This is a genomic window from Bartonella chomelii, from assembly GCF_014138465.1.
In the GTDB taxonomy this organism is placed as follows: domain Bacteria; phylum Pseudomonadota; class Alphaproteobacteria; order Rhizobiales; family Rhizobiaceae; genus Bartonella; species Bartonella schoenbuchensis.
On sequence record NZ_JACJIR010000002.1, the window covers coordinates 445,051 to 469,210 of the forward strand.

Consider the following 24,160-nt stretch of genomic DNA (forward strand, 5'->3'; position numbering starts at 1 on the left):
AAGCAGCAGATATGCCAGTTCAGGAAAGACCAACAACAGTGTTGCCACAAGTTGTTGTTGCTCCTGCTTTTTCTTGGACAGGTTTTTACCTTGGTGGTCAGATCGGTGGTTTTTCAAGTAAGAGCAGTTCGAAAGGAACTTATAATAACGTACCTAACGGAACTAAAGAAATTCTTGTTGATAATAAAGCGTTTCCTAAGTTTTCAGGTTTTGTAGGGGGCCTTTACGCAGGTTCTAATGTTGATTTCGGCAATGGTTTTGTTTTGGGTGTTGACACAGACATCGTTTGGTCTGGAGCTAAAGCTAGCAAGCATAAGGAATATACTACGGTTGCTGATGTTGGTACAGACGGTACAGGCGGTATAGGCGAAGTTACGCTCCCAGGTCCGGGTCATGAAAGTCAAAGCCCAATTGGTGATCTTGACCCTGCGGAGGCTGTAGGTTCAGGCGGACTGCCAGGTGTAGTAGGTAGAGCTGGAGATGAAGGTAGTCAATCAGTTAAGTCAGTTAAGAGAGAAGTGACTTTTAGCGATAAATGGTCTGGTGCTACACGAGTTCGTCTTGGTTTTGCTTTTGACCGTATTATGCCTTATGTTGCCGGTGGTATTGCTTATTCGCAGATTAAAGCTTCAGTTACAGAAAAAGTTGAAGGGACAAGCGTAGAGAAACCTCTTGAAGACTTGTCAGGTTCAAGAACATTGGTTGGATACACTCTTGGTGCCGGTGTTGACTTTGCAATGACTGACAGTGTTATGTTACGTGCAGAGTACCGTTACTCAGACTTTGGTAAAAAGACATTTGTCAAAGATAAAGTTGAAGTTGATCTTAAAACCAATGATTTCCGCGTTGGTGTAGCATACAAATTCTAATTTGTTGTAAGGTTTAAGTTTTTTAAAGGCTCTGTCTTTGGCGGGGCCTTTATTTTTTTATGAATTTATTTTTAATGGAACTCTCAACGTTTAATTGAGAGGTGTATCTTTTTTGCTACAGATATTTAGCAAACGTGATTTATATAAGCTGGCATATTCACACATTAGCTATGGAGTAAATTATGAATATGAAATGTGTAATAACAGCGTCTATTTTCGCTTTAGTTTCAGCTTCTGTAGCTCAAGCAGCAGATATGCCAGTTCAGGAAAGACCAACACCAGTGTTGCCACAAGTTATTGTTACTCCTACTTTTTCTTGGACAGGTTTTTACCTTGGTGGTCAGATCGGTGGCTTTTCAAGTAACAGTGGTTGGGTGCAGGCTTCTGGTGACCTACCAGGGATTCTTGGACACAATAAGGCGTTTCCTAAATTTTCAGGTTTTGTAGGGGGCCTTTACGCAGGTTCTAACGTTGATTTCGGTAATGGATTTGTTTTGGGTGTTGACACAGACATCGTTTGGTCTGGAGCTAAAGCCAAAGCATCAAAATTATACACGGTAGTTGATGCAAATCCAGGCAATGGAGAGGGAACCTCACAAAAACCAGGCCAGCCAATTGGTGATCTTAATCCAGTAGATGGTGTAGGTGTAGGTGGACACCTGGGTGTAGTAGCTAGAGTTGGAGATGAAGCTAGTGAATCAGCTCAGCCAGCTAAGAGAGAAGTGACTTTTAGTGATAAATGGTCTGGTGCTACCCGCGTTCGTCTTGGTTTTGCATTTGATCGTATTATGCCTTATGTTGCTGGTGGTGTTGCTTATTCGCAAATTAACGCTTCAGTTGCAGAAAAAGCTAACGCGGCAAGTGCAGAGACACCTGTTGAAGAATTGTCAGGTTCAAAAACATTGGTTGGATACACTCTTGGTGCTGGTGTTGATTTTGCAATGACTGACAGTGTTATGTTACGTGCAGAGTACCGTTACTCAGACTTTGGTAAAAAGTCATTTATCGATAACAAGGCTGAAGTTGATCTTAAGACCAATGATTTCCGCGTTGGTGTAGCATACAAATTCTAATTTGTTGTAAAATTTAAATTTTTTAAAGGCTCTGTCTTTGGCAGGGCCTTTATTTTTTTGATAAATTTATTTTGGGGTTTCTTTTTTTACTGGTTTTGTGATAAAGCCCTGACGCGTGATGATATTTTCTTCTTAATCGTTGCTTCATACGAATTATTAATTCGGCCTTCCGCATAAATTAAACAACCATGGTTGCAGGGTTTAGGGGAATTATGAAAAATAAAATCATAAAAGTGGACAGGAACGTTTCACAATGACTGTGAAAAATGAAACAATAGATTACTCAAAAGATTACTCAAAAACTCTTTATTTACCAAAAACAAATTTTCCTATGCGTGCAGGGTTACCGCAAAAAGAGCAAGAATTAATGGCTCGGTGGGAAAAGATGGATCTTTATACCCGTTTGCGTCAACAAGCAAAAGATCGTCCACTTTATGTTATCCATGATGGTCCGCCTTATGCAAATGGCAATATTCATATTGGGCATGCTTTAAACAAAGTTTTAAAGGATGTTGTTGTGCGTTCATTCCAAATGCGTGGTTTTAATGCAAATTATGTCCCCGGGTGGGACTGTCATGGGCTGCCGATTGAGTGGAAAGTTGAAGAAAAATACCGTGCACAGGGGAGAAATAAGGATGATGTACCCCTTAACGAATTTCGTCAAGAGTGTCGTGAATTTGCACAATATTGGGTCACTGTTCAGAGTGAAGAATTTAAACGTCTTGGTATTGTTGGAGATTTTAAAAATCCTTACACAACAATGGCTTTTCACGCAGAAGCATGCATTGCCGGTGAATTGATAAAATTTGCTATGTCAGATCAACTTTATTGTGGTTCAAAACCTGTGATGTGGTCTGTGGTGGAGCGCACGGCTTTAGCTGAGGCAGAGATTGAATATCACGATCATGAGTCTGAAGTTATCTGGGTTAAATATCCTATTTTACACTCTTCTTCTCATGATTTACATGATGCTTTTGTGGTAATTTGGACAACAACACCATGGACAATTCCTGGAAGCCGTGCAGTTAGTTATGCTTCTAAAATTTCTTATGGTGTTTATGAGGTTGAGAGCGCAGAGAATGCTTTTGGCCCCCAAGCTGGTGAAAAGCTTCTTTTTGCTGATGCTTTGGCTGATAGTTGCGCAGAAAAAGCGAAACTTGTTCTTAAGCGTTTGCGCTCTGTTTTAGATGATGAACTTAAATCTCTTGTTCTATCCCACCCATTAAAAGGTTTAGCTGGGGGGTATCTCTATAAGATTGCGATGCTTGATGGCCCCCATGTAACGGATAGTTCTGGTACAGGTTTTGTCCATACAGCACCTAGCCATGGGCGAGAGGATTTTGAGATTTGGAATAGTTATAAATCTGCATTGGAGCAGGCTGGTATTGATACGGCTATTCCTTTTCCCGTTGATGATGCTGGTTTTTATACAAAAGATGCACCTGGTTTTGGGCCAGAGCGTAAAGAGGGAGCTGCCCGCATTATTGATGATAATGGTAAAATGGGTAATGCAAATAAAGAGGTTATTGATGCTTTAATTCAAGCGGATCGACTATTTGCACGTGGTCGTTTAAAGCATTCATATCCTCATAGTTGGCGTTCTAAAAAACCAGTAATTTTTCGTAATACACCGCAGTGGTTTATTTCAATGGATAAAGATTTGGGTGATGGTTCAACTTTACGCAGCCGAGCTTTAGAAGCTGTTTCGATAACGCGTTTTGTTCCATCTTCTGGTCAAAATCGTTTAGCTTCTATGATAGCAGATCGTCCTGATTGGGTACTTTCTCGTCAGCGAGCTTGGGGTGTTCCGATTTGTATTTTTGCCAATGAAGATGGTGTTGTTCTGAAAGATGAACAAGTCAATGAGCGTATTTTGCAGGCTTTTGAGGCGGAAGGAGCAGATGCGTGGTTTGCACAAGGGGCGCGTGAACGTTTTTTGGGTGCACGTGCGCATGAGTCTTGGCACCAGGTACGTGATATTTTAGATGTTTGGTTTGATTCTGGGTCGACTCATAGTTTTGTATTAGAGGGTCGTTCTGATTTAAAATGGCCTGCTGATGTTTATTTTGAAGGGTCGGATCAGCATCGTGGTTGGTTTCAGTCTTCTCTTTTGGAAAGTTGTGGGACGCGTGCTTGTTCACCTTATAAAACGGTGATTACACATGGTTTTACCCTAGATGAGAATGGCAAAAAAATGTCTAAATCTTTGGGGAATACAGTTGTTCCACAAGATGTTATTAAAACCTCTGGCGCTGATATTTTTCGTCTTTGGGTGATGACGACTGATTATTGGGAAGATCAGCGTTTAGGCAAAAAGATCCTTCAGACAAATGTGGATTTGTATCGTAAGCTGCGTAATGCAATTCGTTGGATGCTTGGAACTTTAGCGCATGATACAGGGGAAGAAATATCTTATTGTGCTATGCCGGATCTTGAAAAGTTCATACTGCATCGTCTTTATGAGCTCGATCAATTGATCAATCACTCTTATAATGCGTTTGATTTTAAAAAAATTATGCGTGCATTATTAGATTTTTTGATCATTGAGTTATCTGCATTTTATTTTGATATTCGCAAAGATTCTCTTTACTGTGATGCACCTTCATCAAAAAAACGTAAAGCTTCTTTACAAGTTGTCCGTGAGATTTTTGAACGGATGGTAACATGGCTTGCTCCGATGTTGCCTTTTACAATGGAAGAGGCTTGGTTGGAGCGTTATCCAGAAAGTTGTTCAGTGCATTTAGAGCAATTTCGTTCTGCTCCAGAAGAATGGAAAAATGAGGCATTAGCTGAGCGTTGGAAAAAAGTTCGGCAAGTTCGGAAAGTTGTTACGGGTGCTTTAGAACTTGAACGGGCAGAAAAGCGTATTGGATCATCTTTAGAGGCAGCGCCTGTTGTCTTTATTTCTAATCCAGTTTTATTAGAAGCGTTAGACAATTTAGATATGGCAGAAATTTGCATCACCAGTGCTCTAACAATTGTTCAGGATATACCACCTTCGAATGCGTTTATTTTAGATGATGTTGAAGGTGTCGGTGTGTGTTCAAATAAGGCTTTAGGTACAAAATGCGCCAGGTCATGGCGTTATACACAAGATGTTGGAAGTGATCCAGCTTATCCTGATGTCTCTGCTCGTGATGCGGCTGCTTTACGGGAATTGCAGGAACTTGACGAAAATTGCAAAGGCTCTAAGTTAGAATAATTGAAGTAAGCGATATTCAACAGTTTTTATCATGTGAATTCTGTCATTGCTGAGGAGGGTCTTTTATGTTAAGTGCAAAACGCGTTATTATGTCTACAGATAGGCAAGTTCGTGCGCAGATAACTAGTCTCTAGTTAATCAGAGTGGATATAAGTAAATAATACGTTTGAAAAATGGATAAGCAGTGAAAAAGCGTGAAGTCAAAATAGTGTTAATGAGCACCCTCAGCGTATGCTTTATTTTGACAGGGTGCCGTGTGCCTGCTCCCACTTATGGGACAGATAAGGCAGTTTCATTGCAATTTGTTGATGATATTGTGAGCCTTGTTCCATCTAGCTCAACAGATAATAATCAGCCTGTTATGAAACAACGCCCTCAGCTTGTATATCCAGGGCCGGATTCGCGTGCAGTTTTACCTCCGCCTCAAGCAGATAGTGTAGGGGGCTCCCCACAGGTGAATGTAAAAAAACGACGTAAGAAATATTTGTTCCGTCGACAAACGGCAGGTGAGGGAAATGTAAATTACCAGAGAGATCTTAGTGAGCCGCCTTTAATTTATCGTCAACCAGCAAAAACAGCCCCTGTTGGTCAAAAGGGGTACGATGAATCAGTGAAAGAGCGTAAAAGGAAACGTGCTGCAAGACAAGCAAAATCTGGTGACAAGAAGAGCTTGTGGCCTTTTTAAGGGGCTATTGTTTAAAGAGTAGGTGTTTGAGGCGAAAGTAAAGAGTGTTTTTGATTTCGCTTTTGAGCGAAGAATTCTTTAAGCAAGTGGCTTGCTTCTTTTTCTTTGAAACCAGAATAGACTTCAGGTATATGATGACAAGTTGGCTGTTGATAAAAGCGCGGACCGTGTTCAATAGCACCACCTTTTGGGTCGCTTGTTGCGTAATAGAGGCGTCGTATGCGTGCAAATGAAATGGCTGCAGCGCACATAGCGCAAGGTTCGAGTGTTACATAGAGATCGCAATCAGGAATTCTTTCGCTTTGAAGCATTTCACAAGCTATACGAATAGCGCGTATTTCTGCGTGTCCTGTAGGGTCGCATGCAGTTTTTGTATAGTTTCCAACACGTGCAATGATTGTTTTACCACGCACGATAACAGCACCTACAGGAATTTCGTCTTGCTTTGCTGCCAATTGTGCTTCTAAAAGGGCTATTTCCATAGGAGTAAGAGTCATATTTTTCTTTCTATGTAGAGAATAGGTAATCAAATAGTTATAGAAGTTTGCTGTAGAGTAATTGAACGTTTTATATTTAATTTATGATAAAAGAGATTTTATCATTTCTTTAAAAGTGTCTACAGTGAATTTGAAAATAAACAGGTGCATATTGTTGCTGTTAAAGGATAGAAAATGATGAACGATAGTACTACTCCCTCTTTTCAGGATCAACGATATGATACACATGATAAATTTTCTAAACGATCTGAGGGGGAGCAAAATAAAAAGAAAATAGATGAAAACAGTGAAAGTGAGCGGATTGCTAAAAGATTAGCACGTGCTGGTGTGGCATCGCGTCGTGATGCGGAAATGATGATTATTGCAGGGCGTGTTGTTGTTAATGGAGCAGTTGTAACTACGCCTGTTTTTAATGTTACGCGTTCTGATGTTATTACAGTTGATGGCAAATCTTTGCCTCCTGTGGAACGGACACGGTTATGGCTTTATCACAAACCAGCAGGATTTGTTACAACTAACCGTGATCCTGAGGGAAGACCAACAGTGTTTGATAATTTGCCGAAAGAAATGCCCCGTGTTTTATCTGTGGGTCGGCTTGATATTAATACAGAAGGGCTTTTGTTATTAACTAATGATGGTGGTTTAGCACGTATATTAGAGCTTCCTATAACGGGGTGGGTGCGAAAATATCGGGTGCGTGCCCACGGAAAAATTAAACAGAGTAAACTTGATAGTCTTAAAAATGGTATTGCGATTAAGGGTGTTTTTTATGGTTCGATTGAAGCATCAATTGAACGTGAGCAGGGGGCAAATATATGGCTTTCTGTGGCTTTGCGTGAAGGAAAAAATCGTGAAATTAAGAATGTTTTAGGAGCTTTAGGGTTATCGGTTAATCGCTTAATTCGTATATCTTATGGTCCATTTCAACTTGCTGATTTAGATAAAGGGGCAGTTCGTGAGTTAAGGGGCCGGGTGTTGCGTGATCAATTAGGTGAACGTTTGATTGCACAAGCCAATGCGGATTTTGATTCTCCTATTCTTAAACCATTTTCAAACTCTGTGGTTTCTGTAAAAAAACAGAACAGTAAAAAGCTTTTTTTAGCAGGTGATGATGAGGTTGTTTCTCGTATAAATGGTACACGCCATGAAAAGCAAAGTGGCTTTTGTGAAGGTCGTCGGGCACGATTGAATACGAAATCTGATGAACAATCTATGGGTAAAACAAAGAATTTGTCGCTGCGTTCACGCCATTCTAATGTTTGGATGGCTCCTGGCGCGCGTCCGCAGGTTGAGCGTAAGAAGTTTTGCTATAATGAAGGCAGTTATCATAATCATTCAAGTGATTATGTTGGTAAAAGATTTTCAGGTAGAGAAAAAGAAAAATTATTAGAAGGCCAATTACGAAAAGAAAAATCCGTTAGTTTTAATAAAAAACATAGCAAAGTATCTTATGATGCAACACGTGCTTGCGGCAAGGAAGATCAGCTTTTAAAAAAGAAGGGGAAGGTTATTAAGGGCGATTATGATAAGCGTTTTTCAGATAGCAAGCAAAAGGGTAAGTTTTTTAGTGGTAATGTAGGCAAGTTTAAACCTGTAAGACATGGAATAAAAACGTCTAAATTATCTGGAGACTGATGTGCGGATTATTGGCGGTAAATTTGCAGGGCGTATTTTATCATCTCCTCTTGGTCAATCTATTCGCCCGACGAGTGATCGTATACGCGAAAGTCTTTTTAATATTCTTGTGAGTCGAGAAGAACAATTTTGGGCAAATAAGCGTGTTCTTGATCTTTTTGCTGGCACTGGTGCTTTGGGCATTGAAGCACTTTCACGTGGTGCAAAAGCTGCTGTTTTTGTTGAAAACTCAGTTGAAGGGCGCGGCTTAATTCAGAAAAATATTGAATCTTTTGGATTGCAAGCAATTGGGCGAATTTTGCGTCGTGATGCTACTAAACTTGGTAATATTGGAACAATGCTTCCATTTGATGTTGTCTTTGCAGATCCTCCTTATGGTTATTGTCTGGGTGAAAAAGCTTTTATAGAGGTTCTTAAAGGTGGATGGGCAAAAGATGGAGCACTTTTTGTGCTCGAAGAAATGAAAGAGGCAGTTATTAATTTACCCGATATATTGCGTTTAGATGATGAACGTTTTTATGGTGAGACAGTCATACGTATTTATAAGCTTCAATCATAATTTTTGACTTTGAGAAAAGTCATTCTTCATAATAATTGGTTATATTCGCTTTAAACTTATTTATCTGAATATTTTAAAAGATAATTATAATTTTCATGAGTTTATTTCTAAATAATATTTTTTAATGGATAGAACTTAGTGTGGTGGTGATTGATTGTTAGTAAGTGTATGAAATGTTGCCTTAACTTTATAGAGTGCGTTTTCTTTAATAGTTTAAAAAACATAGATATGATGAATGATTACTGCTAAAATAAAAACGAATGTGCTTTCAATCTCCCAAAAAGGTGCGCTATTTAATGATATATCATAGTAACAATCTTACATAAGTGCATAGGGTGTTTTCTATGGCCTCTGTTTAAGGTAAAAATAGTTAATAGGTATAAGTTAGAGCAAGTAAACTTAGACAATAGAAGTGCAGTTGGTTTTTATGTGATACAAAAATATAATGGCACTTTCTGACATTATGGCAAAGTATATGAAGAATAAGATTGGGGATTGCTGATTAGTTATATACAGACACGCAAAATATAATCAGTATTGTTATATTTGATTAAGTCAGATCAATTGCTGAAGATTTTAAAATAAAGGACTGACGTTGGTAGTTGTTAAAGAATTGATTCAATATGGATAGCACGAATCATAGGAGGTTATTGCTTTATATTTGCTTAGAAATTGAAGAGTAAAAGAGGCAAGATAAAATGAAAATTGGTTTAGCGTTTGGTAGTGGGGGAGCGCGCGGTTTTGGTCATCTTCCGGTTATTGGAGCGCTTGAAGATTTGGGTTTAAAACCAAGTGTTATTGCTGGGTCTTCTATTGGTTCGATTGTGGGTGCGGGTTTAGCTGCTGGAATGACACAAGCTGATTGGGAGGATTATTGTCTTTCAACTTTTTCTCATTCGGATAATGCTCTGCGTCGTTTATGGTCTTTGATGCCTCTTTCATGGAAAGAGCTATGGGAATGTGGTTTGCGTTTTTTGCAATTTAATTTGGAGTCTATTTTAGAGAATTTTTTACCTCGTGATTTTTCGCGAGATTTTTGTGCTTTAAAAATTCCTTTTTGTGCTGTGGCTACAAATTTAAAAACAGCAGAAATGGTTATTATTCAAGAAGGAGATTTGCGTTCGGCTTTAGCTGCTTCCTCTGCTATTCCTGGTTTGTTTAAGCCAGTTTTGCGTAACCATATTTTGTTGGTTGATGGGGCGGTTTGCAATCCGGTACCTTTTGATTGCTTTATTGAACCAGTTGATCTTTCAATTGGTGTTGATGTTATCGGGCCACCAATAGTTGATTGTAAAAATGGACATGTTTCGGTTGCAGAAAGCCTTATTGCTGCAAGTGTTGTAGGGCAACAGGCGCTTGTTGCAGCACGTTTGCGGTTTTCAAACTTGGATCTTTTATTACGGCCTCCTATTGATGGGATTCATATTTTAGATTTTCTTGAAGCCAAAGAAATTTTACAACGTTTAGCGCCTTTTCGTGAAAAAGCTAAGAGGGAAATTTCTCAATTAATTGAAAATTCAATGGCGCATTAATAATGTATATTTGGCTATGAATATATAAAAATGATGTTTTATATGATTTTGTTAATGATTTATCATTGTAAATGGTAAATATTTGAAGGAGCTTATAATGACTGTCGAAGAACAAATTGATAAAGCCGTTTCATTGATTGAAGCGGCAAAGCGTTCTGGTGCAGATGCTGCTGATGCTGTTATTGTCCATTCACATTCTGTTCGTGTATCGGTTCATCTGGGCAAAGTTGAATCGACAGAAGCTTCAGAAAGTGATGATTTTACATTAAGAGTTTTTGTTGGGAAAAAACTAGCAAGTGTTTCTGCTAATTTGGCATCATATCCAGAAAAATTAGCAGAACGTGCTGTTGCAATGGCTAAAGCTTCACCTGATAATTTGTTTGAAGGTTTAGTAGATAAAGGATGTTTAGTCACTCATCCTAAAGATCTTGACCTTTTTGATGATTTTGTTCCGCAAAGTCAGTTTTTAACAGAAGATGCTTTAAAAATGGAAGCAGCAGCTCTTGATGTTAAAGGGGTTAACAATTCTGGTGGCGCTACAACGGCTTACGGCAATAGTGGGCTTGTTCTTATAACCAGCAATGGTTTTTGTGAGGCGTATCGTTCTAGCTGTTTTTCGCGTTCTTGTAGTGCGCTTGCTGGTGAAAGTACAGCAATGGAACGAGATTATGATTATACAACTTCTTTACATTTTTCTGATTTGGAAGATGCAGAAGTTATTGGCAAAAATGCAGGATCAAGAGCAGTTCGGCGTTTAGGAGCAGTTCGTGCAGCTACTGGGGTAGTTGATGTTATTTTTGATCCACGTGTGGCTCGTGAAATTGCTGGGCATATTGCATGTATGGTTAATGGAGCATCAGTTGCTCGCAAAACGAGCCTTTTACAAAATTTACAAGGGACAAGGGTGATGAAACCTGATGTCAATGTAACAGATCAGCCTTTGAGATTGCGTGGAAATGCTTCTCGTCCTTTTGATGGTGAAGGGGTAGAAGGGCAAACATTGAATATTATTGAAAATGGTGTTTTAAAAACTTGGCTTCTTTCATCATCAGCAGCTCGTGAATTGGGGCTTGAAACCAATGGGCACGGTGTGCGTTGCGGATCGTTTATTCAACCAGCGAGTACTAATTTTGCTATTGAACCGGGTTTAGCATCACCTCATGATATGATAAAAGCTTTACGAAATGGTTTTTATGTTACAGAATTGTTTGGGCATGGGGTTGATTTTGTTACCGGTCAATATAGTCGTGGTGCTTCCGGTTTTTGGATTGAAAATGGTGAAATCATTTATCCAGTGAGTGAAGTAACTTTGGGCTCTGATTTGCTTCATATGTTAGCGCATTTAACACCGGCCACTGATATTGATCGACGTTACGCAACAGCTTCTCCAACATTGTTAATTGAAGGAATGACACTTGCAGGAAAATAACGCGCATTATCATTCTGACCTTAATCTTTTGCTTGATGTTTGTCGGGAAGCGGGGGATTTAGCGATGAAATATTTTGGGTATGAGCAAGAAGTTTGGATCAAAGATGGTAATTCACCGGTCAGTGAGGCGGATTTCGCGGTTGATCACTTTTTGAAGGAACGACTTCTTGAAGCGCGACCAACTTATGGCTGGATTTCAGAAGAAATGGAAGAAAATCAAAAACAACAGGTTTATGAACGCTATTTTATGGTTGATCCCATTGATGGAACGCGTGGTTTTCTTTCTGGCAGTGTTTATTGGTGTGTTTCGGTTGCCATTATTGAAAATGGGCGTCCTGTTGTGGGTGTTTTGCAGTGTCCGGCTAAAGGTGATGTTTATGCTGCTGCCATTGGTCAGGGGGCGACGTTAAATGGTATAAAGTTGCCTCGCTTAATGTCGTCTTGTGTTAATTGGAAATATAGAATTTCTCTTGATCAATCAGTTGCTCAAAAGTTACCATGCAATTTTTTAAATCAGGTTAGTTTTTTTCGTTATATTCCCTCTCTTGCTTACCGTATTGCCCTTGTTGCTCAAGGTGAGATCGATCTTGTGTTGGTTCGACCAAATTGTCATGGTTGGGATATTGCTGCTGCTGATCTTATTTTGCAAGAGTGTGGTGGATGTTTTATATCATTTGATGCACCGTTTGTTTCTTATAGAATTGAGCCTTATCAATATGGCTTTTTAATTGCCGGTGAAAATAATTGCTGTCAGGATATGATAGATGTTGTTCGTCAAGCAAAGTTAGTTTAATCAAATAAACGTAAGACTAAAAATTTAATGATACGGAGGCAGTAATGAATGAGACCAACAAGAAAAAGCAATTATTGCACCTTGTATTTGGTGGGGAATTAAAAAATCTTGATGATAATCAATTTAAAAATATTAATGATTTGGATGTAGTGGGTATTTTTCCAGACTACCAATCAGCTCATGCGGCATGGCGGGCAAAGGCGCAAAGTAGTGTAGATAACGCATTACAACGTTATTATATTGTGCATTTGCACCGACTTCTTGATCCTGAAATAAGTGATGCATAATTTATATTCAAACATTATTTTCCGGCTACAATAAAGCAGTCAGATTAAATTGACTGGATTTGACATCAAGATGAGTGAAATAATTCAAAAGAAAAAGGATAGTGTTTTAAAGCGATTTTGGCGAAAAAATCGTGGTTCATTGATGAAATCGTGGTTTGTCCAAGTTTTTATTGTATGGTTATTGGTGAACTATCTACGCTTTGTTTATTGGACAAATCCGCGATTAAAAAGTTCAGATGATCTTACAAAGACATATAATGCTCATAATCCATTTATTATCACATTTTGGCATGGGCGTCATATTATGGCGCCTTTTCTGCGTTCTCGAGATGAAGTGGTTATGGCTATGTTTTCTCGTTCTGCAGATGCAGAAATAAATGCGCAATTAGCAAAAAAATTGGGGCTTGAAATTGTACGTGGTTCAGGGGGGCGCGGTCAAACGCATCACGTAAATAAAGGGGGTGCGCAGGCGTTGTTAACGCTAAAAAACGCTCTTAAATCTGGAAAAACGGCAGCTATGATTGCAGATATTTCGCATAAAAAAGCACGTGAAGCTGGGAGAGGAATTATTTTATTAGCTAAATTATCTGGTCGTCCTATTATTCCTTGTGTATATGCTTTTTCAAGAGAGAAAATTCTTGAAAAAACATGGGATAAAACTGCAATTCCACTCCCTTTTGGGCGTTCAATTGTTCTCGTTGGGGAGGCATTTTTTGTTTCCAAAGATGCAAGTGATGCTTTGCTAGAAGAAAAACGCATGCAATTAACAGATATGATGAATCGCTTAACAGATGAAGCTTATAACCGTCTTGCAATAGGTGAGTAAGGTTTATTGAAGATGATAGACTTAAAAGCACGAATAGCTCTTTCAATTTATCGAATAGTTGGTTCTTGTTCGCGCCCTATAGTGCCCTTTTATTTATTTTGTCGTACTATCTATGGAAAGGAAGAACGGGGCCGTCAGAAGGAACGTTTGGGTAAAAGTCATAAAGTGCGTCCTCAAAGTCCATTGATTTGGTTTCATGCGGCCAGTATTGGAGAAACACTTTCTCTTTTTCCGCTTATTAATTATATCTTATCTTTAAAAATTAATGTATTGTTGACAACAAGTACTGTGACATCTTCCACGCTTGTGAAAAAGCATTTTGGTGATCGGTTAATTCATCAATATGCTCCATTGGATTTAGAAGCGGCCGTATGTCGTTTTATTAGCAATTGGAAGCCTGATTTAGTCTTGACTTGTGAATCAGAAATTTGGCCTTTACGTATAAAAACACTTGCTAAAATGCGTATTCCACAGATTCTGGTTAACGCACGTATGTCTGAACATTCTTTTAAGGCATGGCAAAAACGATTACCCCTTGCTAAGCATATTTTTAAACATATTGATATGGTTATTTGTCAAAGTCAAAAGGATGTAGCTTATTATCACGCGCTTGGGGTAAAGTCTGTTGCGCTTTCTGGTAATCTTAAAACTGATGTTGTTCCGATTGTAAATCAATCGTTGGTTACACGTTATTGTAATGCTATTGGAAATCGTCCAATTTGGGCTGCTATTTCAACCCATGAAGGGGAAGAAAAGATAGTTTTTGAGGTTCATAAAATTCTTAAAAATTATTGGCCAGATTTATTAACAATCGTTGTTCCGCGTCATCCTGAACGGTCAGAAGATATTATCAAGGCATGTAGTGATAAAGGCTTGCGTTTTGTTCGTAGAAGCAGGCATGCTGTCCCGGATGCAAATACAGATATTTTACTGGGAGATACAATTGGGGAAGTAGGGCTTTTTCTTCGCTTATCGAAAGTTGCTTTCATTGGTAAATCGTTATGTGGTTATGGTGGTCATAATCCATTGGAATTGGCTTTGCTTGGTGTAGCTATTTTAACGGGGCCTCATGTCGCAAATTTCCGAGATATATTTGAACATTTTTTATCTCGTGATGCAGCTTGTGTGGTTGAAGATACTGCGCAGCTTGCACTTCAAGTACAGAAGCTTTTAAAAGATGAAATATTGAGGCAAGAAATGGCTAATAAAGCTTATGAAATAGCAACAGATATGGCAGGTGCACTTGAGCGCACATTAAAGCTTCTTGATCCATTTTTACAGCCACTTGTAATGCAGACGAGTTTAAGTCAGTGTCGGAGTGGGTATGCTTATTAGAGCTCCCAATTTTTGGTGGAAAAATAGAAGCATTTTACGTTTTTTATTTACACCAATTGCTAAAGTTTATGGCTATTTTTCACATTGTCGTATGAAAAGACAGCCCTGTGTTATTGATTTGCCAGTTTTGTGTATTGGCAATTTTACATTAGGTGGAGCGGGCAAAACACCTGTTGTGATTGCTTTTGCCAAGATAGCCAAAGAGCTTGGTTTTGTTCCTGGCATTGTGTCGCGTGGTTATGGAGGGACGGCTAAAGGTGTACGTCTTGTTAATGAGAAATATGACAATGCACGTGATGTTGGAGATGAACCGCTTTTACTTGCACGTTATGCTTTGGTTGCAGTATCGCCTGATCGTTATGCGGCAGCACAACGCCTTAAGGAAGAAGGCTGTGATCTTATTTTGATGGATGATGGGTTTCAAAGTCGTCGCCTTTATATGGATTATGCATTACTTGTGGTGGATGCAATGCGTGGTTTTGGAAACAGGGCTGTTTTTCCAGCAGGGCCCTTGCGTGCACCATTAGAAACTCAGTTTTCTTTAATGGATAGCGTTTTAGTCATTGGTCATGCGGCTTCTCATAATGATGTGGCTTTTTTGGTAGCAGTTTCTGGAAAACCCTTGCATTATGCTCGTCTTAAACCCTTGATTACTGATGAGGTTGCTGGAAAATCTTTTTTAGCGTTTGCTGGTATTGGAAACCCAGATAAATTTTTCAAATCCATTAAAGAAATGTCTGGTCATGTTGTACAAACTCATTCTTATCCAGACCATTATTTTTTTACCAGTACGGATTTAAAGAACCTTGCACAAGAAGCCAAAATTCATAATTTGTGGCTGGCTACAACTGCTAAGGATTATACTCGCATACAAGTGGATGGTTTGCAAAAGGAATTAAAAGGTCTTACCGTATTTGATGTTGAAGTCGATTTTGTTCAGGCAGATTTTTGCCGTATATTGCTTGAAGAGGTTATGGCCCGTTTTAGAAAACGCAAGCATTCTTTTTAATCTATATTTAAAGCACTAGTTTCTGCTTTATGGGGTTTCATTCGCTATTTTTAATAATTGACGAAGATGTGGATTGCATTCAAGTTCACGACGATAGGACAATTCACAACTAGCATATGCTTCTTGACGATGATGATTCCAGTATTTTAGGTCATCTATAGGGATTTTTTGTCCGCTGACAGCACAAAGAGTATAGGTTCCGTAGTTCACAATTTTGTATCCATTACTAGAATACTGAATAGTTGCTTCACGTTCGTTATTAGAAAACATTCTCTATGGGCCCTTTCTATTCTTATAAGATATATAAAGTGCCATAAGATGCTTTCTTTATAAAGTCGAGAGTGAATTAAAAATATTTTTTCAGGTTAGAATGGTGAGTGAGATTTTACTTTCTTCCAAAAAGACGTTCTATATCGGCTAATTTGAGCTCAATATAAGTAGGGCGGCCATGATTACATGTGCTTGAATTAGGTGTTGCTTCCATTTGTCGTAAAAGAGCATTCATTTCTTTAGGATGTAAAAGGCGTCCTGAACGTATTGAACTATGACAGGCCATGGTTGCTGCAACATGATTGAGCATTGCTTTTAAATTATCTGTGGTATCATATTCAGACGCTTCATCAACAAGGTCTTTGATAAGAGCTTGTGCATTGATTTCCCCTAACATGGTAGGTGTCTCACGCACTACGATTGCCCCTGATCCGAATGCTTCAATTCCTAAACCAAATTTCTGCAAAACATCTTTATGCACTAAAAGACACGCTGCATCTTCTTCAGAGAGTTCCACAATTTCAGGAATAAGCAATAATTGTGAAGGCAATGGTTTGGAGTAAAGTGCACTTTTAAGGGCTTCATAAACCAATCTTTCATGGGCAGCATGCTGGTCTACAATAATCAAACTATTTTTGGTTTGAGCAACAATATAGTTTTTATGAATTTGTGCTTTTGCAGCCCCTAATGGATAGTATAATTCTTCTGATGTAGAGGTATTTACAGAACCTACGTCACTACTAGGTGTGTTTACATACTCTATCATAGGGGTGATATCTTCTCTTAAACCAGCAGAGTCGGGAATATCTACTGGTTTATGATCTGCTGATGTAGTTCCTGGTGTAACATACTGTGGTTGCGTGCTATAAGAAAAGGGCTGATGAGGGCTTCTAAAAGTTTTGAATGATTGTCTTTGAAATGCGGCTAACATCGCTTTAGAGCCCGTTGAGGTGGGGCGAATGCCAGTCTGGCGTAATGCTTCGTGAATGGCTCCAATAATTAATCCGCGAATTAAACCGGGGTCACGAAATCTTACATCAGCTTTTGCTGGGTGCACATTGACATCTACATCAGCAGGGGGCAAATCAATAAAAAGAATGGATACAGCATGGCGATTTGGAGCCATAACATCGGTGTAAGCTCCCCGGATTGCTCCTGATAAAAATTTATCACGCACTGGGCGCCCATTAACATAGACAAATTGATGAAGGCTATTACCACGATTAAAAGATGGCAAACAGGCAAAACCAGTTAAACGAGCTGTTTCACGTTCAGCATTTAGTGTAATAGTGTTGGAGCCAAACTCTTTTCCCATAATCTGTGTAATACGTTCTAATTGCCCTTGGGTGTTGTTTTCAGTTGCGGGTAATTCCATGAGAGTTCGGTCTTTACCAGAAAGAGAAAAGCGGATATGTGGAAATGCGATAGCAATTCGTTTAATCATATCTGTAATAGCGTTCATTTCAGCGCTATCAGTTTTCATGAATTTTAGCCGTGCTGGTGTCACAAAAAAAAGGTCACGAACTTCAACAGTTGTTCCAGAATTAGCTGCAGCAGGTTTTGGTCCTTCAATTTTTCCTGCTGTAACGATAATTTCAGCGGCGCTATCAGCATCTTGTGTTCGTGAAATGAGTTTAAGTTTAGCAACAGAACCAATAGAAGGTAAGGCTTCTCCTCGAAAACCAAGGAAGCAAATATTATGTACATCATCGACAAGTTTAGATGTGCAATGACGAGAAATCGCTAAAGTTAATTGATCTTTTGGGATACCACAGCCATTATCACTTACTCTTATAAGGTTTTTTCCACCGTTTGCTGTAACAATTTCAATACGGGTTGCTCCTGCATCAATAGCATTTTCAACAAGTTCTTTGACAACATTAGCTGGCCGTTCAATAACTTCACCAGCGGCAATTTGGTTAATAATGGTTTCGCTGAGGTGGCGTATGATCATGGTTTAATTTAACAAGGTTCGTTTTTATTGTATAGAAAGAGTAAAAATATTTACTCAGTACTTAAGAATGAGAGAGAGTTGAAAATAATATTTTAAGAATGGTTCTGTTCATTTTCAATGGAGGAAATAATACATAATTGGAATGTTCAAGGTTTCTACTTTTAGATCATACTTTACCAAAAACTGTTCTATCTTTATAGTTTTGAATTATATTAATTGCGATTATAAACCAGTTGAATACATCGGTAAAGAATGAGAGTATTGTTCTTAACAAAACTTACGATAACTAATGATCTAGGTCAAAAAGAGGCAAATAAAAATGAAAGGCAGGATATATGGTGTGCACGAACGGTATTCTCGCAGATAGTGATATACAAGCTTTAATTGATAGTAGCGTTCTTAAAGCTATTTGCCCATTTGATGCCGATCAAATACAGCCTGCGAGTATTGATTTACGTTTGGGAAAAAAAGCATATCGTATACGTGCTTCCTTTATGCCAGGGCTGGATACAAAAGTTTTTGATAAGCTTGAACGGTTAAAGTTGCATGAATTTGATTTGCAGGATGGAGCAGTTTTAGAAACCGGTTGTGTTTATATTGTTCCTCTTTTGGAAAATTTGGATTTGCCAAACATTTTTTCTGCGGTTGCTAATCCTAAAAGTTCTACGGGACGATTAGATGTTTTTACACGTGTTATTACAGATAATGCTCAAGAGTTTGATAAAATTTGTGCAGGTTATCATGGCCCACTTTATCTTGAAATTAGTCCACGCACATTTCCGATTTTAGTACGTACAGGTTCGCGTTTATCACAACTTCGGTTTCGTAAGGGACAAAGCTATTTGAATGGAATTGAGTTAAATGCTTTGCATAGCAATGAAATGCTTATATCGGATGATTTTCCCAATATTAGCGACGATGGTATTGGGCTTTCTGTTAATTTGAAAGGAAACGAAGAGGGGCTTGTGGGTTATCGTGGTAAACATCATACGAGTGTTATTGATGTTGATCAACGTTGTGTTGCTAATGTTTTAGATTTTTGGGAACCTATTTATGATTGTGGTGAAATGGAATTGGTTCTTGATCCTGATGAGTTTTATATTTTAGTTTCGCAAGAATCTATCCATGTTCCACCGCTTTATGCTGCTGAAATGACACCATTTAATCCCCTAGTTGGTGAATTTAGAGTACACTATGCAGGTTTTTTTGATCCAGGATTTGGACATACTCAGGCAGGTGGAAAAGGAGCCAGGGCGGTTTTAGAAGTACGTAGCCATGAGGTTCCATTTATTTTAGAGCATGGTCAAATGATCGGTCGTTTGGTATATGAGCATATGCTTAATCGGCCGGCACTTCTTTATGGGCATGATATTGGTTCACATTATCAAGCACAAGGATTAAAATTGTCTAAGCATTTTAAATGAGTTTGAAAATACAGATTTTGATCAAATATATATAAGTTCATTTTTTGAGGAAACAGCTTTGGTATTTTATATATAGAAAAAGGATATCGCTGTGATTATTTCTTCAACTTTTGATTATCGCAAAGCAGCAAAACGTCGGTTACCTCCCTTTTTATTTCATTATATTGATGGTGGTGCTTATGCTGAAGAAACGATGCAGCGTAATTGTAGAGATCTTCACGCACTTACATTACGTCAGCGGATTCTTAAGCATGTTGGAGAGGTTGATCTTTCAACTCAGATTTTTGATCAGATATTGAGTATGCCAATTGTGCTTGCGCCTGTTGGGTTAACTGGTATGTATGCGCGTCGTGGTGAGGTAAAAGCTGCACGTGCGGCTGTTGCGAAAGGTATTCCTTTTACTTTATCTTCCGTTTCAGTTTGCTCTATTGCAGAAGTACAGGCAGCAGTTGGAAATGCATTTTGGTTTCAACTTTATGTTCTCAAGGATCGTGGGTTTATGCGTGATGTATTAGAGCGATCCTGGGCAGCTGGTGTACGTACGTTGGTTTTTACGGTTGATATGCCAGTTCCCGGTGCACGTTATCGTGATGCTCATTCGGGGATGTCTGGGCCTTATGCTAAGTTACGCCGTATGTTGCAGGCTGTTGTCCATCCTCACTGGGCTTGGAATGTTGGTGTTATGGGGCGTCCACATGATCTTGGAAATGTTTCTACTTATCTTCAAAAGAAAATTAAACTGGAAGATTATATTGGCTGGCTTGATGCAAATTTTGATCCATCGATTGCTTGGCATGATTTACAATGGATTCGGGATTTTTGGAAAGGACAAATAATTCTGAAAGGTATCCTTGATCCAAAGGATGCACGTGAAGCAGTGCAATTTGGTGCTGATGGTATTGTTGTTTCTAATCACGGTGGGCGTCAACTTGATGGAGTGTTGTCAACTGTGCGGGCGTTGCCAGAAATTGCAGAGGCTGTAAAAGGTAATTTGACTATTTTGGCTGACTCTGGCGTTCGGTCTGGCCTTGATGTTGTACGCATGGTGGCACAAGGGGCTGATGCTGTTATGATTGGCCGTGCTTTTGCTTATGCGCTTGCGGCGACAGGTGAGAAAGGTGTTGCTCATCTCCTTGATCTTTTTGCTAAAGAAATGCGAGTGGCTATGACATTAATTGGTGTCCGTACAATAAAAGAAATCACACGTGAAAATTTAGTCAATACGGATGTTTATGAGGATTGATCAATGCAAAAGCGTGTTATGTTATTTTCTTGGAAAGAAGGGTAATTACAAGGAAAATATAATTTATAGAGTAAGAATAATTTATATCGCTTTATTTTTTAGCGTCTGCAAAAGCGCTAATACTTTTTTGTTTTGTATCAATATCTTAAAACATATCATTCTTCCACGTAAACGGTAAATTAGTTCATAATTTTAGGCTAGAAATCAAGGTGCATTTTTATCTAACATATAAGAGGTTTAATAGATTCCTTAGGTTTTTATATCCAATATTGAAACAATTTTTGCCTAATAACGATTTTGCAAATTACTGTCGAATGCTATTCGATTTTTTCTGTGTGCTGAATGATTGTATCACTATAGTTCTGAGAGGGTGCTAAGTAAGATTCGTCATTTGTTCTTTTTGAATAAAGTAGTTAGCAGCATATTGAACAAGATATATAAGCTACAAACAATTTACATTACGACTCTATAAAGGATAGGGCAGTAGCGTTTAATAATGTAAAGCCTTTTCTACACAGATTGCAAAATTTACACAAAGCGTAAACTCACATATAGATAAGTTGTGTGTGAAAAATTCTACTTATTACACTGAATTAATATCACCGACAAGTTTTGGGCAAGTATAAAGATGTTAAGGTACTTGATAGTTGCTTGTTTTTGATTTGTGAAAAGGACTTATTGCTTTAATTTCTGTTTATACTTGTATCATTTTTACTACAGTTCTTTTGAAGGGTAATGTGAGACTATTTGTTAGAGCTATCGTAGCTAAGGAGGAAATTTATGTACATGAAATATTTAATAACAGTATCTGCTTTTGTTTTGCTTGCAACTTCTGCAGTACAAGCAGAAAATGGTACAATTCCTCAGGGATCAATATCTGTTACACCATCAGTTATTGTTGCTCCTTCTTTTTCTTGGACAGGTTTTTATCTTGGTGGTCAGATTGGTATTTTTTCAAATAAAATTGATCTAAGTTCAGGTTATTTAAAGAATGATGATGTTGAAAAATGGGCTTTGATTAGAAAAGATTTTATGCCTAAACTTTCAGGGGTTGTTGGAGGTTTTTATGCAGGTGCCAATGTTAGTCTCGGGAATAGTTTTATTCTAGGTATTGATACGGATATGGTTTTGTCTGATAAAAAGGACATAAAAACTATTAAAATAAATGATTATATTCAAAATAAAGAGTTAAAAAATGAAAACGTAGTAAGAGATTCTGAAGGGATGGTTGCTGCTTCTGACGATGGTATGTATAATGAAAACGTTGTTTCAAAGATTAAATTTGCAACTTATAATCATACTTTAAAACAGAAATGGGCTGGTGCTACACGGGTACGTGTCGGTTTTGCAGTTGATCGTGTTATGCCTTATGTTGCTGGTGGTATTTCTTATACGCAGCTTCAAGATATTTTATTGAGGTCAAGCGAAGAACAGGGGCAGATAGTGGATAATACGGTGGGAGGAACGGGGACAATGATTGGTTATACTTTAGGTGCTGGTGTTGATTTTGTAATGATCGGTAACACTATTTTGCGTACAGAGTACCGTTACTCGGATTTTGGTAAAAAACAATTCGCAAAGAGTGGAGTTGAGCATAGCTACAAAACTAATGATTTCCGCGTTGGTGTAGCTTATAAATTCTAATGTTAATGATGTTAAGTTATAAAAAAGCTTTATTAAAATAGAGCTTTTTTGATCAATTATACATTGTAAAGCACCGTTTTGGTGGAGAAGAGGCTAAACTATTCGCTTAATTGAATTTTGACAAGTTTTTGTGTTTGTAATGGTAGTCCTACTAATCTGGGTTTATTGTGAATAGTAGAAAATGATATCAATTACACTGAACATGATTTCCGCCATCACGGAATATAAGAATGGTATTTTATACATTTTAGGGCAAATGACGTAAACGTTGGCACCTCAACAGTGATTGTTAGTAGTTTGAATGAGAGATCTATTTTATAAAAAAACCGATACAAGTGTTATACCCTTAGAAGGTGGTGAGCTGCAAAAGGACGGCATTTATGAACTGGTCTATAATAACGGTACATTAACAAGAAATCTTGATGATTGGTATTTGTTAAACCCAATTCCTAAAAATATCTCCTAAGATAGAAATTTTTCCAGCTGGGGTTTATTGCAATATTTGCTATGCAGACACTACAAAATAATTGGCTTTTGTGTGATGGTGCAAGCTATGAGCACAAAAAATATCCTCGTTTATTCGAGGCAATAGGTGAGCATTGGGGGACAGATAGTGATACCATTTTTAAAGTACCCGATTTTAGGGGGATGTTTTTACACAGCTCTGATGATGGGCGCGGTATAGATCAAGGTAGAAAATTTGCTGAAAAGCAACAAGATAGCTTGAAAGCACATACGCATATGTGCACCATTCAGTCAGCAGGGGCACATACGCATGGGTATACATATTCTGTAGTGGAATGTTATGGCTTTGTTTTTATTGGTTAAAACACGACTGTAACAATAGATCCAAAACAGTGACAATAACCTTATCTGGTGCACATACACACATAATCCACGATTTCTTTAACAGGCGTAGTAGAAACACGCCCTGTTAATACAACACGGTTATTTACACCATAAAATCATAAAGTTTTTAAGATGATCAATAATCCATCGGTAATTGATGAGATTACCAACACAGAGCAAATTTGTGTTCTTTGATAAGGTCAAGGATGATATTCAGCGTGATTTTTCAAGTGCTTTTACAGCTTATCAAAAAGAGACAGATCAACACATTGAAGCTTTGCAAAAAGCCGTTGATGAATTGCGTTTGCAACTTTCAAGTTTAACACATCCCGAAAATACAAATTAAGGGATTTAAAGCGATATTTATTCCCTATCACCACGCATAAGTTTGATGTTGAACCACCAAAAATGAAGGAATCAAAGAAAATGTTTTAAGATAAAAAATTGTTTGCATTTTCTTCACTAGGTAGTGCAGCAGCTTATTCTATATGCTATTTTACAACTGTTGCTTAAAGAAGGAAAGCTGATGAAGCTGTTGAAAAAGAGATGTTGGAACACTTGCTTACAAAGATACGGTTACAGTTAATGATATAAACACAAGTGGGGATCTTAGTGAGAATACAGTTCTATCGGGTATTGGCTGGATAAAACTATCGTCTTTAGGAATTGGCGATATGAGTACTGCTATTTATGATTCTTCTAATGTCATGTTATACGCTTTCTCTATGGGGGAAATGGAGCGCTATTAAACTTATGTGTAGCTTTTCGGGATCTTTTGAGGTATAAGGATGTTGATTTCTGTAGATTTTAAGAGCTTATATTGTAGGAGTTTTCATTATTTACTGTAATATTTGAGCTTTCAACATCTATAGTTCCAGTATCAACTCTCCCCTCGAAAGAAGTCATTGTATTTGGATAGGTGTCAAATAGTGGTCAATAATTAACGTGATTTTAGTTACTAAAGAAGCAGCAATACAGGATATATGCGAGACTGTATCAATCTTCTGTTCAAATGATGACGTACTGTTTTTACCTATTTCTCGGT

At 38.2% G+C, this 24,160-nt stretch carries 22 protein-coding genes; 19 read left to right on the forward strand and 3 right to left on the reverse strand.

Features of this window, described 5'->3' with window-relative positions; translation table 11 throughout:
- Positions 1 to 11 precede the first annotated feature (11 nt).
- From GGR10_RS04265 to GGR10_RS04280, 4 genes are all read left to right on the forward strand, one after another.
- The gene (locus GGR10_RS04265; protein WP_182480053.1) at positions 12 to 869 is read left to right on the forward strand and encodes a porin; all 858 of its coding nucleotides are present in this window, start codon (positions 12 to 14) and stop codon (positions 867 to 869) included.
- Positions 870 to 1,051: 182 nt separating this feature from the next.
- Positions 1,052 to 1,942, forward strand: a complete 891-nt coding sequence (locus GGR10_RS04270) for an outer membrane protein (RefSeq protein ID WP_182480054.1) — start codon at positions 1,052 to 1,054, stop codon at positions 1,940 to 1,942.
- 253 nt (positions 1,943 to 2,195) lie between these two features.
- Positions 2,196 to 5,144, forward strand: a complete 2,949-nt coding sequence (ileS, locus tag GGR10_RS04275) for an isoleucine--tRNA ligase (RefSeq protein ID WP_182480055.1) — start codon at positions 2,196 to 2,198, stop codon at positions 5,142 to 5,144.
- Between the two features lie 184 nt (positions 5,145 to 5,328).
- The gene (locus GGR10_RS04280; protein WP_182480056.1) at positions 5,329 to 5,829 is read left to right on the forward strand and encodes a hypothetical protein; all 501 of its coding nucleotides are present in this window, start codon (positions 5,329 to 5,331) and stop codon (positions 5,827 to 5,829) included.
- 11 nt (positions 5,830 to 5,840) lie between these two features.
- Here GGR10_RS04280 and GGR10_RS04285 read toward each other — a convergent pair whose 3' ends face one another.
- The gene (locus GGR10_RS04285) at positions 5,841 to 6,326 is read right to left on the reverse strand and encodes a nucleoside deaminase (RefSeq protein WP_182480057.1); all 486 of its coding nucleotides are present in this window, start codon (positions 6,324 to 6,326) and stop codon (positions 5,841 to 5,843) included.
- Between the two features lie 273 nt (positions 6,327 to 6,599).
- Between GGR10_RS04285 and GGR10_RS04290 the strand changes: the two genes are divergently transcribed.
- The 9 genes from GGR10_RS04290 (at position 6,600) to lpxK (ending at position 15,731) form a co-directional block, all read left to right on the forward strand.
- Positions 6,600 to 7,961, forward strand: coding sequence for a pseudouridine synthase (locus tag GGR10_RS04290; RefSeq protein WP_182480098.1), 1,362 nt, complete (start codon positions 6,600 to 6,602; stop codon positions 7,959 to 7,961).
- Position 7,962: 1 nt separating this feature from the next.
- Complete coding sequence (rsmD, locus tag GGR10_RS04295) at positions 7,963 to 8,520, forward strand: 16S rRNA (guanine(966)-N(2))-methyltransferase RsmD (protein WP_182480058.1); 558 nt, start codon at positions 7,963 to 7,965, stop codon at positions 8,518 to 8,520.
- A 698-nt stretch (positions 8,521 to 9,218) separates the two neighbouring features.
- Entirely contained in the window at positions 9,219 to 10,052 is an 834-nt protein-coding gene (locus tag GGR10_RS04300) for a patatin-like phospholipase family protein (RefSeq protein WP_182480059.1), read from the forward strand.
- 97 nt (positions 10,053 to 10,149) lie between these two features.
- Complete coding sequence (locus tag GGR10_RS04305; RefSeq protein WP_182480060.1) at positions 10,150 to 11,481, forward strand: TldD/PmbA family protein; 1,332 nt, start codon at positions 10,150 to 10,152, stop codon at positions 11,479 to 11,481.
- Positions 11,468 to 12,274 carry a 3'(2'),5'-bisphosphate nucleotidase CysQ gene (locus tag GGR10_RS04310; protein WP_182480061.1) on the forward strand — a complete coding sequence of 269 codons (807 nt, stop codon included), beginning with the start codon at positions 11,468 to 11,470 and terminating at the stop codon, positions 12,272 to 12,274. The genes GGR10_RS04305 and GGR10_RS04310 overlap by 14 nt, the downstream gene beginning before the upstream one ends.
- 44 nt (positions 12,275 to 12,318) lie before the next feature.
- Entirely contained in the window at positions 12,319 to 12,561 is a 243-nt protein-coding gene (locus tag GGR10_RS04315) for a DUF4170 domain-containing protein (protein WP_010703331.1), read from the forward strand.
- Between the two features lie 70 nt (positions 12,562 to 12,631).
- Positions 12,632 to 13,387, forward strand: coding sequence for a lysophospholipid acyltransferase family protein (locus GGR10_RS04320; protein ID WP_182480062.1), 756 nt, complete (start codon positions 12,632 to 12,634; stop codon positions 13,385 to 13,387).
- Between the two features lie 12 nt (positions 13,388 to 13,399).
- The gene (gene waaA, locus GGR10_RS04325) at positions 13,400 to 14,722 is read left to right on the forward strand and encodes a lipid IV(A) 3-deoxy-D-manno-octulosonic acid transferase (RefSeq protein WP_182480063.1); all 1,323 of its coding nucleotides are present in this window, start codon (positions 13,400 to 13,402) and stop codon (positions 14,720 to 14,722) included.
- The gene (lpxK, locus tag GGR10_RS04330) at positions 14,712 to 15,731 is read left to right on the forward strand and encodes a tetraacyldisaccharide 4'-kinase (RefSeq protein WP_182480064.1); all 1,020 of its coding nucleotides are present in this window, start codon (positions 14,712 to 14,714) and stop codon (positions 15,729 to 15,731) included. The genes waaA and lpxK overlap by 11 nt, the downstream gene beginning before the upstream one ends.
- A 27-nt stretch (positions 15,732 to 15,758) precedes the next feature.
- Here the strand turns inward: lpxK and GGR10_RS04335 are convergent, their stop codons facing one another.
- Complete coding sequence (locus GGR10_RS04335) at positions 15,759 to 16,001, reverse strand: DUF2093 domain-containing protein (RefSeq protein ID WP_182480065.1); 243 nt, start codon at positions 15,999 to 16,001, stop codon at positions 15,759 to 15,761.
- Between the two features lie 115 nt (positions 16,002 to 16,116).
- Entirely contained in the window at positions 16,117 to 17,955 is a 1,839-nt protein-coding gene (gene mutL, locus GGR10_RS04340) for a DNA mismatch repair endonuclease MutL (protein ID WP_182480066.1), read from the reverse strand.
- Positions 17,956 to 18,290: 335 nt separating this feature from the next.
- Here mutL and GGR10_RS04345 point away from each other — a divergent pair, with 335 nt between their 5' ends.
- From GGR10_RS04345 to GGR10_RS04365, 6 genes are all read left to right on the forward strand, one after another.
- On the forward strand, positions 18,291 to 19,379 hold the full coding sequence (locus tag GGR10_RS04345; RefSeq protein WP_182480067.1) for a 2'-deoxycytidine 5'-triphosphate deaminase: 1,089 nt from the start codon (positions 18,291 to 18,293) through the stop codon (positions 19,377 to 19,379).
- Positions 19,380 to 19,470: 91 nt separating this feature from the next.
- Positions 19,471 to 20,622: an FMN-dependent L-lactate dehydrogenase LldD gene (lldD, locus tag GGR10_RS04350; protein WP_182480068.1), complete on the forward strand. Its 1,152-nt coding sequence runs from the start codon at positions 19,471 to 19,473 to the stop codon at positions 20,620 to 20,622.
- A 780-nt stretch (positions 20,623 to 21,402) separates the two neighbouring features.
- The gene (locus GGR10_RS04355; RefSeq protein ID WP_182480069.1) at positions 21,403 to 22,266 is read left to right on the forward strand and encodes an outer membrane protein; all 864 of its coding nucleotides are present in this window, start codon (positions 21,403 to 21,405) and stop codon (positions 22,264 to 22,266) included.
- A gap of 301 nt (positions 22,267 to 22,567) precedes the next feature.
- Positions 22,568 to 22,732: a hypothetical protein gene (locus GGR10_RS06790; RefSeq protein WP_210268774.1), complete on the forward strand. Its 165-nt coding sequence runs from the start codon at positions 22,568 to 22,570 to the stop codon at positions 22,730 to 22,732.
- A 41-nt stretch (positions 22,733 to 22,773) separates the two neighbouring features.
- A complete protein-coding gene (locus GGR10_RS04360; protein WP_182480070.1) occupies positions 22,774 to 23,094 on the forward strand; it encodes a phage tail protein in 321 nt (106 codons plus the stop codon).
- Between the two features lie 205 nt (positions 23,095 to 23,299).
- On the forward strand, positions 23,300 to 23,461 hold the full coding sequence (locus tag GGR10_RS04365; RefSeq protein ID WP_182480071.1) for a hypothetical protein: 162 nt from the start codon (positions 23,300 to 23,302) through the stop codon (positions 23,459 to 23,461).
- Positions 23,462 to 24,160: the final 699 nt, after the last annotated feature.